This window comes from Sphingomonas sp. (assembly GCF_035944535.1).
Lineage (GTDB): Bacteria > Pseudomonadota > Alphaproteobacteria > Sphingomonadales > Sphingomonadaceae > Sphingomonas_B.
Genome location: NZ_DASZBC010000006.1, coordinates 94142 through 107064, shown reverse-complemented (window position 1 = coordinate 107064; position 12923 = coordinate 94142). Strand labels below are relative to the sequence as shown.

General features: G+C 65.0%; 13 protein-coding genes. 3 read left to right on the top strand and 10 right to left on the bottom strand.

Features of this window, described 5'->3' with window-relative positions:
• Window position 1: 1 nt before the first annotated feature.
• From rimM to VGT77_RS05405, 9 genes are all read right to left on the bottom strand, one after another.
• Window positions 2–466 carry a ribosome maturation factor RimM gene (rimM, locus tag VGT77_RS05445; protein ID WP_327460909.1) on the bottom strand — a complete coding sequence of 155 codons (465 nt, stop codon included), beginning with the start codon at window positions 464–466 and terminating at the stop codon, window positions 2–4.
• Between the two features lie 120 nt (window positions 467–586).
• Window positions 587–1102 carry a 30S ribosomal protein S16 gene (gene rpsP, locus VGT77_RS05440; protein WP_327460350.1) on the bottom strand — a complete coding sequence of 172 codons (516 nt, stop codon included), beginning with the start codon at window positions 1100–1102 and terminating at the stop codon, window positions 587–589.
• A 26-nt stretch (window positions 1103–1128) separates the two neighbouring features.
• The gene (gene ffh, locus VGT77_RS05435; protein WP_327460349.1) at window positions 1129–2622 is read right to left on the bottom strand and encodes a signal recognition particle protein; all 1494 of its coding nucleotides are present in this window, start codon (window positions 2620–2622) and stop codon (window positions 1129–1131) included.
• A 214-nt stretch (window positions 2623–2836) separates the two neighbouring features.
• A complete protein-coding gene (locus tag VGT77_RS05430; RefSeq protein ID WP_327460347.1) occupies window positions 2837–3496 on the bottom strand; it encodes a PEPxxWA-CTERM sorting domain-containing protein in 660 nt (219 codons plus the stop codon).
• 276 nt (window positions 3497–3772) lie between these two features.
• The gene (locus VGT77_RS05425) at window positions 3773–4042 is read right to left on the bottom strand and encodes an SWIB/MDM2 domain-containing protein (protein WP_327460345.1); all 270 of its coding nucleotides are present in this window, start codon (window positions 4040–4042) and stop codon (window positions 3773–3775) included.
• A 121-nt stretch (window positions 4043–4163) separates the two neighbouring features.
• The gene (rmuC, locus tag VGT77_RS05420) at window positions 4164–5606 is read right to left on the bottom strand and encodes a DNA recombination protein RmuC (protein ID WP_327460343.1); all 1443 of its coding nucleotides are present in this window, start codon (window positions 5604–5606) and stop codon (window positions 4164–4166) included.
• 154 nt (window positions 5607–5760) lie between these two features.
• Window positions 5761–6288: a peptide deformylase gene (gene def, locus VGT77_RS05415; protein ID WP_327460341.1), complete on the bottom strand. Its 528-nt coding sequence runs from the start codon at window positions 6286–6288 to the stop codon at window positions 5761–5763.
• A gap of 38 nt (window positions 6289–6326) precedes the next feature.
• Window positions 6327–6923, bottom strand: a complete 597-nt coding sequence (gene recR, locus VGT77_RS05410; RefSeq protein WP_327460339.1) for a recombination mediator RecR — start codon at window positions 6921–6923, stop codon at window positions 6327–6329.
• Between the two features lie 63 nt (window positions 6924–6986).
• The gene (locus VGT77_RS05405; protein WP_327460337.1) at window positions 6987–8651 is read right to left on the bottom strand and encodes a calcium-binding protein; all 1665 of its coding nucleotides are present in this window, start codon (window positions 8649–8651) and stop codon (window positions 6987–6989) included.
• A gap of 125 nt (window positions 8652–8776) precedes the next feature.
• Here VGT77_RS05405 and fmt point away from each other — a divergent pair, with 125 nt between their 5' ends.
• From fmt to VGT77_RS05390, 3 genes are read left to right on the top strand one after another with little or no spacing between them, the layout of a single operon-like run.
• Window positions 8777–9679: a methionyl-tRNA formyltransferase gene (gene fmt / locus VGT77_RS05400; RefSeq protein ID WP_327460336.1), complete on the top strand. Its 903-nt coding sequence runs from the start codon at window positions 8777–8779 to the stop codon at window positions 9677–9679.
• A complete protein-coding gene (gene truA / locus VGT77_RS05395) occupies window positions 9676–10416 on the top strand; it encodes a tRNA pseudouridine(38-40) synthase TruA (RefSeq protein WP_327460334.1) in 741 nt (246 codons plus the stop codon). The genes fmt and truA overlap by 4 nt, the downstream gene beginning before the upstream one ends.
• A 45-nt stretch (window positions 10417–10461) precedes the next feature.
• Window positions 10462–10641, top strand: coding sequence for a hypothetical protein (locus VGT77_RS05390; protein ID WP_327460332.1), 180 nt, complete (start codon window positions 10462–10464; stop codon window positions 10639–10641).
• Window positions 10642–10644: 3 nt separating this feature from the next.
• On the opposite strand, the gene VGT77_RS05385 is transcribed toward VGT77_RS05390, so the two are convergent.
• The gene (locus VGT77_RS05385; RefSeq protein ID WP_327460330.1) at window positions 10645–12903 is read right to left on the bottom strand and encodes a PAS domain S-box protein; all 2259 of its coding nucleotides are present in this window, start codon (window positions 12901–12903) and stop codon (window positions 10645–10647) included.
• Between the last annotated feature and the right edge of the window lie 20 nt (window positions 12904–12923).

Below are 12923 nucleotides of genomic sequence, written 5' to 3'. Positions count from 1 at the left end.
GTCAGACGATGAAGACCGGGTCGATCAGGATGCGTTCGGCCTCCACCGTTACGGCATGCATGGGCGCCATGAAGCTCTTGCCGGTCGGCAGTTCGATGTCGAGCACGTCGCCAGCGCCGAAATTCTCAACTGCAAGCACGCGCCCGACCGAATCACCGGCGGGCGTGATCACCGGCAGGCCGATCAGGTCGGCATGATAATATTCGCCCTCAGCGAGTGGCGGCAGCGCCTCGCGCGGGACGGTCAGCGTCACGCCGCGCAAGGCCTCGGCAGCGGTGCGGTCCGGCACTTCCCTGAAGCGCACGATCGCGCCGGGGCCTGCCTGGCGCACGGATTGGAGCGTGAGGGTGCGGCCGTTCGCATCGAAGCTCTCGTAGCGCTTCAGTCCCTCGGCATCGTCGGTGAAGAGCTTCAGGCGCACCTCGCCCTTGATCCCGTGCGCGCCGGTGATCGCTGCGAGGGTGATGCGGCGCCTAAGCCCCTCCTCATCAAGGGAGGGGTGGGGGTGGGGCTGTCCGGATGAAGCAGTGTCTATCGACCTGCCCTTCCTCTGCCCCTCCCCTGAAGGGGAGGGGTGAGACACGTATCAACCCTCGGCCGGCGCGTCGGTCGACTGCGGTTCGTCGGCGCCGGTCGGGGCGCCGGCGTCCCCTTCGGCCGGCTGCTCGGTCGAAACGCCCTGGTTGGTGGCGTCGTCGGTCGCCTCTTCGGTGACTTCTTCGGCCGCCGGAGCAGCGCTGGCGGCGGCAGCAGCCTCGGCGCGCTCGGCTTCTTTCGCCGCGCGCTCTTCGGCGCGCTCGGTAGCCTTCTCGCCGGGCTTGCCCTTATTGGGGTTGTTGCGGGCGGGGCGCTCCTTGACGCCGGCGGCATCGAGGAAGCGGAGCACACGGTCGGTCGGCTGCGCGCCGACGCTCAGCCAATGCTTGGCCCGGTCGGCGTCGAGCTTCACGCGCTCGGGCGAGTCCTTCGCCAGCAGCGGGTTATAGGTGCCGATCTTCTCGATGAACCGACCATCGCGAGGCGAACGCGCGTCCGCCACGACGATCCGGTAGTAAGGACGCTTTTTGGAGCCGCCACGCGACAGCCGGAGGGAAAGTGCCATTCTCGTCTTCCTTCAGTTGATTGCAGTTACTTCTTCAAAAACTTGTCGAAACCAGGCGGGAGGTTGCCCGGGATCGGAGGGAGCCCGCCGGCGCCGCCGCCCAGGCCAGGCAGTCCGGGCAATTTGCCCCCTGCTCCGCTCAGCATCTGCCCCATGCCGCCAGGCATATCGCCCAGGCCGCCGCCCTTGCCGAACATCGCGGCCAGGCCCTTCAGCCCGCCCATTTTCTTGATCTTCTTCATGGCGTTCGCCATTTCCTGATGCATCTTCAGCAGCTTGTTCACGTCCTGCACGGTCGTCCCGCTGCCCTTCGCAATGCGAATCTTGCGCTTGGCGTTGATCAGCTCGGGCTTCGAACGCTCCTTCGGCGTCATCGAGGTGATCATCGCATCCATGCGCACCAGGATCTTCTCGTCGACGGCGCCCGAGGCCATCGCCTGCTTCGCTGCCTTCATGCCCGGGATCATGCCGGCCAGCGCACCAAGCCCGCCCATGCGCCGCATCTGGGCCAGCTGCGCGCGCAGGTCGTCCATATCGAACTGACCCTTGGCCATCTTGGCAGCCATGCGCTCGGCATCTTCGACCTGGATGCTTTCCGCCGCCTTCTCGACGAGGCTGACGACGTCGCCCATGCCGAGGATGCGACCTGCCACGCGCTGCGGATGAAAGGCCTCCAGCCCGTCCATCTTCTCGCCGGTGCCGGCGAACTTGATCGGCTTTTGGGTGACCGCGCGCATCGACAGCGCCGCGCCACCGCGAGCATCGCCGTCCATGCGGGTCAGGATGACGCCGGTCAGCGGCACTTGAGCGGAAAAGTTGCTGGCGACGTTGACCGCGTCCTGGCCGGTCAACGCATCGACGACGAGCAGGATTTCCTGCGGCCGCGCGACATCGGCAACTGCCTTCATCTCGTCCATCAGCGCCTGATCGACGTGCAGCCGCCCGGCCGTGTCGAGCATCAGCACGTCGAAGCCCTGCAGCTTGGCCGCTTGCAGCGCCCGCCGCGCGATCTCGACGGGGGGCTGACCCTGCACGATCGGCAGCGTCGCCACCTTGACCTGCTCGCCGAGCGTCGCAAGCTGCTGCTGCGCCGCCGGACGGTTCACGTCCAGCGAGGCCATCAGCACCTTCTTGCGGTCCTTTTCGGACAGGCGCTTGGCGAGCTTGGCGGTGCTGGTCGTCTTGCCCGAGCCCTGAAGACCGACGAGCATCAGAACTGCGGGCGGGGTGACGTCGAGCGCCAGCTCGCTGGCCTCCGCGCCGAGCATGTCAACCAGCGCGTCATGGACGATCTTGACGACCTGCTGGCCCGGCGTGACCGAGCGGAGCACTTGCTGGCCGACGGCCTGCTCCGTCACCTTATCGACGAAATCGCGGACGACCGGCAGCGCCACATCGGCTTCGAGCAGCGCGATGCGGACTTCGCGCATCGCCGCACGCACATCGGCTTCCGTCAGCGCGCCACGGCCACGCAGCCTGTCGAATACGCCGCCCAGCCTTTCGCTCAGACTCTCGAACATGCCGTCACTCCAATGCCGCCGGCGCGGCAACGCGAAAAACGCCGGCGGACGAAACCTCGTCGGCCAGCGTTGGCGCTCATGGGGAGCACCGATGCGTCACCATTCCTGCGGAATGCGGGGCTCACCTAGTCGCGGGCGGTCGAAAAAGCAATGCCGCGCAATAAAATGCCGCCGGCCCGGAGACCGGCGGCGTTAGAGAAAGGAGAGCTGAGCTCTACGCGAGCACGCTCGCGACGGTGCGGCGGCGGCGTGCCGCGGCACCGAGCAGGCCGAAGCCGCCCAGCATCATCGCCCAGGTCGCCGGCTCCGGAACCGCGCCCGCGACCGAGTCGATCTCGAATGCGTAATTGGTCGAGCTCAGCCGCAAACCGGCGATGTTGCGCGAGGTGCTGGCGAAGGTGACACGCCGATTGCTGGTGGGCGCTGATTGGTTCCCGTTGGCGGCCACTGGGGCAGGCAGTCCCAATCCGGTCACGCTATGGATCACCATACCGAACTTATCGAGCAGCTGCAGCGTGTTATAGTCGTCGATGGAACCCCAATAGAAGCTCACCTTGCTGAACTCGCCGCCAAGCAACAGATCGGCGCTGCCGGTGCTAGTGGAGTTCGGCACGGTCAGGAACTTGGTTCCGGCTGGAGTGCCGGCAGGCGCCGCCGCGATTCCTGTTCCGGGCGCGACCTCGATCTTGAAATCACCGGTCAGGTTGCCCGCAGCCGGCGACTTGGTGTCGAAGTCGTAGATCAGGGCGAGACCGGCATAGCCGGGATCGGACGCTGGATTGGTCCCGCTGGTGCTGGTGGAAACGGTAATCGCCGCGGACGCAGAGCCCGCGAGCAGCGCGCTGGTGATCCCAGCGATGAGCAGTCTCGTCATGTAATCCCCCATTCAACGGCCCGCTCGGCACATGTGATTCGCGCCGAGGCGAACGCAATCAAGTTTATCGTCAGTTACTTAGCGTCTTTCTTCGACGCTCTACTTGGCAAGCTCTCGGCTCGCATGGAAATGGTTAACAGACTTTGGGGAAATCGGGGAGTCGGGGTCGAACGATCGCTGTCCCGGCGCGGCACATCGGTCCCTTCCAGCCCGGAAACGACAAAGCCCGGCACGGGGCCGGGCTTTGCGCTTGTCCTTCGAGAAGAACCGAGAAGCTTATTTCAGGTGGTTGGACAGGTGCTTGTTCATCTCGAACATCGAGCATTTGTCCTTGCCGCCGAACACCTTCTTCAACTTGTCGTCGGCGAGAATTTCGCGCTTGTTCTGCGGGTTCTGCAGATTGTTCTTCTTGATGTAATCCCACATCTTCGAAACGACGTCGCTGCGGGCGATCGGCTTATCGCCGACGATCGCGGCCAGGTCACCCGAAGGCTGAACCGGCTTGGACAGCGCGTTGTTGGCACGTTTCGGTTTGGCGTCCGCCATTGGTGATTCCCTCCCTTAAGGACGCCTGATTTGTGTCAAGGCGCGGCAAAAGAAAACCGGATTCCTCTGGTGAGCCGCGCGTTATCCACAGAGAAGCGCCTCACTGTGGCCGGAATGACACTCATGCGGCTTCTTCGGCGGGACCCGAGACGAGTTTGGTGAGCGGCCGGGGCGTGGTTTCCACGACAGGCGCTGCCTCGATCGCCTTGGGTCCGGAGACGTCCAGCGCCTCGAATCGGCGTGCCTGCGTCAGCACTTGGCTCTCCAGCGAGCCGACGAAGCTATTATAGGCGCCTGTCGCCAGCTCGAGATTGCGCCCCAAGCGCGAAACATGCCCGCTCATTGTCGCCAGTCGGCCATGCAGTTCCTTGCCGAGCGTTGCGATCTCAGCGGCCTGCTCGGCAAGCTTCTCCTGCCGCCAGACCGAGGCCACGGTGCGGGCGATCGCCACCAGATTTGTCGGGGTTGCCAGCAACACCTTGCGCTCGAACGCCCACTCCCACAGCCCATCATCCTGCTCGAGCGCCGCGGTCAGGAAATGCTCGCCCGGGATGTACATGACGACATAGTCAGCAGCGTCGCCGAACTGCGCCCAATATGCCTTTGAGCCGAGCTGTTGCGCATGGTTGCGGATCGAGGCCGCATGCGCTTTCAGATGCGTCTTGCGCGCCTCGTCATCGACCTGCTCCGACGCATCCAGATAGGCATTCAGAGAGCATTTCGCGTCGATGATCAGCTGTTTGCCCCCGGGCAGGTTGACGATCACGTCTGGGCGCAGGCGGCCATCATCGGTGGTGACCGAGACCTCTATGTTGAAGTCGACGCCTTCGGCCAGCCCCGCCTGCAGCAGCACATTCTTCAGGCTCTGCTCGCCCCAGCGGCCCCGCGCCTTTGGGCTAGAGCGCAGCGCGTTGACCAGCCGCGCCGTCTCTTCCTTGACTTGGGTGTGGCCGGAATGGAGCAATTCCACCGCCTTCTGCAGCGCGGAATAGCTGCCAACCCGCTCCTTCTCGACAACGTTCAGCTGCTCTTCGTAGCGCTTCAGCGTCGCCTCGACGGGCTGGAGCAATGCTTTCAGCTTCGCCTCATTCTGCTGGCCGTCCTGCGTCAGGCGCTCCGAAGCGCGCTTCAGGAACTCGTCGTGCGCCGTCTGCACCGCCTTGCCGGCAAGGTCGCCGAACTTCGCTTCGAGCTTCGCCTCCAGTTCCTTCAGTTCCGCCAGCTGCCGCTCGAACGCCTGCTTCCGTTCCGCCTCGCCACGCTCATAGGCGGCCTTGGCGGCGGCGAGCGCTTCCTTTTCGGATCGGAGCCCGACCAATTCGTCCTCCAGCCTGGGGCAGCGCTCCGCCTGGGGCCGCAACGCCGCCGCTTCCTCGCGCGCGGCGTCCCGCTCTTTCGATACCTCGGTCAGCTGCATCCGCAGCAGATCTGCCTGAGAGACCCGCTCGTCCGCAGCCGCCAGACGGGTCTCGGCTGTCCTGAGCTGCCCCGAAAGCCTGAAAGCATAGATGGCAAGGCCCGCCACGATGATCGCGAGCACGGCAACGATGAGCAGCGGATCCACAACCCCTCCCTGGAACAGAGAGGGAACCTAACCGGGCTTTGCGCGCTCCACAACCGCCATCCCGAACTTGGTTCGGGATAATTTATCCGCCACGCGCCGAACTCACGTCGAAGCAAAGCTTAGCCTGAAACAAGTTCAGGCTGACGATCGTAGTTTACGCCGCCTTCTGACGCGCTTTCAGCAGCTTCTTCAGCACCATCTCGCGCTTCAGGCGGGAGAGGTGGTCGATGAAGAGAATGCCTTCGAGATGGTCCATTTCGTGCTGCAGGCAGATGCCGAGGAGGCCGTCGAGCTGCTCTTCATGCGTCTTGCCGGCCCGGTCCTGCCAACGCGCGCGGACGGTCGCCGGGCGCTCCACCTCAGCATATTGATCGGGGACGGACAGGCAGCCTTCATTATACACCTGCAACTCCTCGGACGTCTCGAGGATTTCCGGATTGATGAAGACGCGCGGCTCACGGATCGGCTTGCCTTCTTCGTCTTCCTGCTCCTGCAGGTCGATAACGAGCAGCCGCTTGGGCACGCCGACCTGAATGGCGGCGAGGCCGATGCCCGGCGCCGCGTACATCGTCTCGAACATGTCGTCGATCAGCGTCTGTAGCTCGCCGTCGATCGCCTCTACCGGCTTGGACACGGTGCGCAGCCGCGGATCGGGCGTCTCGATGATCGGAAGAATGGCCATGACCGGAAGTTAGGTGCGCGAGGCGCCTCCGTAAAGGCCTAGACGACCGGCCGGCGCGCTCTGAGTGCCTGGGCTAAGGTGCCTTCGTCGAGATAGTCGAGCTCGCCGCCAACCGGCAGGCCATGAGCAAGCTGGGTCAGCCGCACCGGGAAACGCTCGATCCGCTCGGCGATGTAATGGGCGGTCGTCTGGCCCTCCAGCGTGGCGTTCATCGCCAGCACGACTTCATCGATGCCACCATCGGCGACACGGCGGATAAGGCTGTCGATGCGCAGATCCTCGGGCCGCACGCCTTCCAGCGCCGACAACCGGCCGCCGAGCACATGATATTTCCCGGGGAAAAGCCGCGAGCGGTCGAGCGCCCAAAGGTCCGGGACGTCCTCGACGACGCATAGCGCCCGCGTGTCGCGCCTAGGATCGGCGCAGATGCCGCAGGGGTCGGTGGTGTCGACATTGCCGCATATGCCGCAGGTGGCGAGCCGCTCGTTGACGGCCTCCAGCGCCCGTAGCAGCGGCGCCAGCGCGGTTTCTCGCTTCTTCAGCAGATGCAGCACCGCTCGTCGCGCCGAACGCGGCCCGAGCCCGGGCAAGCGGCTCAGCGCCTGAGTGAGGGTCTCGATTTCCGGAGAGGCCATAATCCCCTGTTAGGTTGCCGCCGGCCCCTACACCAGCGGCAACCAAGATGAGAGAAACAGCCCTCAGGCGAAGTTCTCGGCGCGGAAGGCCATTTGCAGGGCCTGATCGAACGCGGGCTGGGCGAGCACCTCAAAGGAGGCGGCGCTCTGCCCGGACTGAAAAGACTGTATCTGGGCCGAGTCGATGACATCGCCGCCGAACTGGAACTGCTCGACGTTCAGCACAGTGTCGGTGCCGTCGTCACCATCCGAGAGATCGATGTCCTGGATTGTGAAGCCGTTGGTGATGGCAGTCAGCTTATATCCTTCCGGCTTGTTACTGCTGAGGATGTAGCGATCCATGCCATCGCCACCGTCGACCGTGTCGTTCCCGGTGCCGCCGACAATTCGGTCATCGCCGCCATAGCCGGCGATCACGTCATTGCCGGCGCCGCCCTGAAGGATGTTGACCCCGTTATTGCCCGCGATCGTATTGTCCAGCTCGTTGCCGGTCAGGTTGATTGCGGTGAGCGCGGTGGACGTAATGGTCTCGAGCGTTTCCACCGACACCCCGGCACCCAGAGTATAGCTGGCGGTTGCGGCAATCCGATCGGTACCCTGCCCTGCCGCCTCAACGACGACATCCCCCGCCGCATCGACGATGTACACATCGTTGCCGGCTCCGCCGATCATGGTGTCGTTGCCCTGATCCCCGATCAGCGTATCGTCACCGAGATAGCCGCTGAGCGTATCATTGCCGCCAAAGCCGCGGAGCACATTGGCCCCGGCGTTGCCCACGATCATGTTGGCGGTGTTGCTGCCGCCGATGTTCAGGGCGTTGGTCGAGACGAGATTGACAACTTCGATCGTCTCGACCTCGGCGTCTTCCGGCAGCGTGATGCTGACCGACGTCGCGATACGGTCATTGCCTTCGCCCGTCAGTTCGAACACCCGGTCGCCCGTCGTGTCGACATAATAGGTGTCGTTGCCCGTCCCACCATACATGACGTCGTCACCCTCGTCGCCGATCAGGACGTCGTCTCCAGCGAGACCTTGCATGGTGTCATTGCCGGCGAAGCCGCGCAGCCGGTTATTGCCGGCATTGCCGATCAGGAGATTGTCGGAGTTGCTTCCCCCCAGTTGCAACGCCGTCGTCGCGGTCAGCGTGCCGGCCTCCAGCCGTTCGACCTCGGCCGAGTCCGGAAGCGTGTAATTCACCTCAGCGGAGATCGTGTCATAGCCTTCGCCGGCTTCCTCAAAGATCCGGTCACCGTCGTCACTGTCGATGTAATAGGAATCGTTCCCGGCTCCTCCGTACATGACGTCGAGCCCTGCTCCTCCGACGATGTAATCATTGCCGGCAAAGCCGTGCAGAGTGTCAGCGCCGCCGGCTCCGTCCAGGCGATTGGCGCCGAAGTTGCCGAAGACCGTGTTCGCGAAACCGTTCCCCGTCAGATTGATGATCGTCGTGTCGGTCAGCGTCACAGTCTCGAGCGTCTCCACCTCGGCATCGGCCGCAAGCGCATAGCTCGCGAACGCCACCACCCGGTCCTGACCCTCGCCGACCGCTTCCGAAATCAGGTCCGCCAAAGCATTTACGTAGAAGATGTCGTCGCCAAGGCCGCCGAACATCTGGTCGTTGCCGCCTTCGCCGTTGATGACGTCATTGCCGGCAAAGCCCCGGATGATGTCGTCGGCGCCCGTGCCATTCAGTACGTCATTACCCGACGTTCCATCGATCTGTGCCATGTGACCCCTTTCTGATGACTGCTCGGCAGTCCTTGTTTGTTGCTGCGAAACGAGGGTTCGCCGTTCCCGTTCCAAAGACCGACAAACCTCCCCAACAAGAACATGAACCGCTAAGGGGCGCCCCCATGCGCCTCGTCTTCATGGGAACGCCCGACTTCGCCGTGCCGGCGCTCGACGCCCTGGTAGAGGCCGGGCACGATATCGCCGCCGTCTATTGCCAGCCGCCGCGGCCAGCAGGACGGGGCAAGGCGCTGCAGGCGTCGCCAGTGCAGCAGCGCGCGGAGGCGCTCGGGATTGAAGTGCGGCATCCGCTTACTTTGCGCGATCCCGACGAGCAGGCGCGTTTCGGGGCGATCAATGCCGACGCCGCGGTGGTCGCCGCCTATGGGCTGATCCTGCCCAAGCCCATCCTTGCCGCGCCGCGTCTTGGCTGCTTCAACATCCATGCGTCACTGCTTCCCCGCTGGCGCGGGGCGGCGCCGATCCACCGGGCCATCCTGGCGGGCGACGAGATCACCGGCGTGACGATCATGGACATGGAGGCAGGTCTCGACACCGGGCCGATGCGCGCCAAGGCCGAAGTGTCTGTTCAGCGCAAGACTGCGGGGGAGCTGACAGAGGAACTTGCTCGAGCGGGCGCCTCGTTGATGGTCCAAGTTTTGGCCGATCTAGACCTTTATCCGCCGGTGCCGCAGCCTGAGGAGGGCGTCACTTATGCGGCAAAGATCGACAAGGCCGAGGCGCGGCTCGACTTCACAGAAGGAGCGGTCGCGGCGGAGCGGCAGGTGCGCGCTTTCAATCCGGCGCCGGGCGCCTTCCTCGAACTCAGCGGGGAACGCATTCGCGTCCTTGCCGCACAAATTGAGCCCGTGTCGGGCCCTGCCGGCCAAGTGCTCGACGAGCATATGCTGATCGGCTGCGGCGGCGACGCGCTTCGTCCGACCCGCGTGCAGCGGGCGGGCCGTGGCGTCATGACGGCCGACGAATTGCTGCGCGGCTTTGCCATTCCGCCGGCCACTCAGCTGTGACGCGCTTCGCGCTCACAATCGAGTATGATGGGCGGCCCTACATGGGCTGGCAGCGGCAGGACCATGGGCCGAGCGTGCAAGAGTCGATCGAGCGCGCGGTCGAGCGGATGACCGGCGAGCAGGCGCTCGTCCACGCGGCCGGCCGCACCGATGCCGGGGTGCACGCCATGGCTATGCGCGCGCATGTGGAACTGGAGCGCGAAGTCACGCCCTTCCGGCTGATGGAGGCGCTGAATGCGCTCGTCCGTCCCGACCCGATTGCGATCCTCGCCTGCGAGCAGGTGCCCGACGACTGGCATGCGCGCTTCTCGTGCATCGGCCGCACCTATGAGTATCGGATCGTCAACCGCCGCGCGCCGCTGACCTGGGAAGCCGGTCTCGCCTGGCGCGTGCCGATGACCCTAGACGCGGGAGCAATGCACGACGCCGCGCAACAGCTGGTCGGCCGACACGATTTCACCACCTTCCGCTCCGTCCATTGCCAGTCCGAGTCCCCGGTGAAGACGCTCGACCGTCTCGATGTAAGGCGTGAGGGCGATCGTGTGCTGATCATCGCGGAAGCGCGCTCCTTTCTCCATCACCAGGTCCGCTCGATGGTCGGCTGCCTGGCGCTGGTCGGCCAGGGCAAATGGAGCGCCGAGGACCTGGCCGCCGCACTCGCCGCCCGCGACCGCGCCGCGCTCGGCTACAACGCTCCGCCGGACGGACTGTACTTCACCGCCGCGCGATATCCCTGAACAGATTGTCCGGCCCGGCGTTCTCCCCGGCCAAGGAGACGAAGAATGAGCGAGGACAAGAAGACGATCGACAGCCCGGACGAGAAATCGGTCGGCAGCCGCGACTCGAAGGGCCCGATCCCCAAGGAGCTGCCGCAGGGCAGTGCTGGAGAGAGCGACGGCGTGATGGGCACGGCCGGGGACGTCAAGCAGCAGGACAACCCGACCAGCGTCCCTGCCGGCTGATTATTAGCCCATCACCGCGCCGATCATCGATGCGAGGTCGGCGTGGCGGAAGGGTTTGGTGAGGCGCGGCACATCGGCGTCGAGGCCGCTCAGCTCGGCGTAGCCCGAGATGAGGAGGGTTGGCGTACCCGGACGCAGTTGGCGTGCGGCGCGCGCAAGCTCGACCCCCGTCATCCCCGGCATGAGGTGATCCGTAACGATCAGATCGGCCGCGCCGCCTTCAGCCAGATAGCGGATCGCTCTCTCGGCCGATTCATATTCGACCACCCGAAAGCCCATGTCGGCGAGCATCTCGGCGGTCGAGTTGCGCACCAGCGCTTCGTCGTCGACGAGCAGCACCACGCCTTGCGCGGACACCGTCGCGGCGGGCCGGCTGTCTTCCGCCACACGCGCGGCCGATGCGGCACAGGGCAACCATAACTGCACTTCCGTGCCTTCGCCTGGCGCGCTCCTCAGCCGCAGGGCACCGTTCAACTGCGCCGCCAGACCATGGACCATGGAGAGGCCCAATCCGGTGCCGCGTCCGATCCCCTTGGTCGAAAAGAAGGGTTCAATGGCGCGAGCGAGCGTCTCCTCGTCCATGCCGAGGCCGGTGTCGGTGACGGTCAGCTTCACATAGCGGCCACCGGCAAGATCATCGGCCTTGTCGGCCTGCGCTTCGGCCGCGGAGATGGTGAGCACGCCGCCATCCGGCATCGCGTCGCGCGCATTCACGCTAAGGTTCAGCAACGCCATCTCGACCTGGTTCGGGTCGGCCAGGCATGGCGGCAGTCCGTCGGGCGTGTCCACAACCACGCGCACACGCGGCCCCGCCGTGGAGGCAATCAGCTCGGCCATGCCCTCGATCAGCTTCGACGCATCGACCGGCGCCGGCTGGAGCGGCTGGCGGCGGGCAAAGGCGAGCAGGCGCTGGACCAGCGTCTTGGCACGTTCGGCGGCTTGCAGCGCGCCGGCGATGGTGCGCCGGTCGCGCTCGTCCCCGACGCCGCGCCGCTGCAGCAGATCGAGGCCGCCGATGATCGGCGACAGGAGGTTGTTGAAATCATGCGCGACGCCGCCGGTCAGCTGGCCCATCGCCTCGACCTTCTGCGCTTGGCGCAGCGCTTCCTCGGTGCGCTTCCTGCCGGTGATGTCGATCAGCGCCGCCATGGTGCGGGCGAACCGTCCCTGCTCGTCGTAGCGGACGCGAGTGGATGCAATTATGTCCGCAATCTCGCCCGACTTCTTGACCACCTGATATTCGGCGTCGTTGTAAAAGCCATCGCGCATCAGCCGCGGCCAGGTGTCGGTGCCCAGCCTGGCGATGCTTTCCGGCGTCATGAACTCAGTCAGACGCCGTCCGAGCACTTCGTCTCGGCTGTCATAGCCCATGAACTCCAGCCAGCGGTCCGACACGCTGATCAGCCGCTGATCGGCGTTGGCGGAATGAAGGATGGTCGGCGTCTCATTGTAGAGGGCCTCCAGGTCCGCAGTCCGCTCCGCGACCTGACGCTGCAGCTCCAGCTCGGCTTCCTTGGCAATGGTCACGTCGAAGGCCACCCCGATGAAACCGACATGCTCTCCGTCCGGGCCCCAGCGAGGCTGCGAGTGGGAGCGGATCCAGCACCAGCTGCCATCGGCTTTCCGGTAGCGCGCCTCCAAGTCGAAGGGCTCGAGGGACGCTTCCTTCTCGACCTGCTCCCTCATGATCCGCGGCAGATCGTCGGGATGGATGATCGTCCGCCAGTCGAAATCGACCGCTTCCTCGTAGCTGACACCCAGAAACTCGACATAGGCGCGGTTCACGAACCATCGCTTGCGGTCGAGCGACGTCACCCACATCGGCACCGGCGCTGAGTCCGCGATCAGGCGAAAGCGTGCCTCGCTTTCGCGGACCGCCGCTTCGCCGCGCTTGCGATCCGTAATGTCATCGAAGGCGATGGAAAGGCCGCCATCCGGCAAAGGCGCGGCGCGGACCGCGACCACCACGCCTTGAAACAGTGCCGACGCCGTTTCGAAGCGCACAGTCTCCCCCGCCAGAGCCCGTTCAAAGTTGGTCTGGAAGGCCGTGCCCCGTGCGGAAGGGAAGAGATCCCAGAGCGAGCGGCCGCGCATTGCCTCGCGGTCGAGCCCGAAGAATTGCTCGGCCGCGCGATTGACGATCGTCACCCGCCAGTCGGCATCGACCAGAACGTGACTGTCGGCCATGCTGTCGAGCACGATCTCGAGGCGCGAATCGGCCGCATCCCGACTGTTCCCGACAGGCGCTCCCGCTTTGGCCATGCCTCCATCCATCCGCTTCA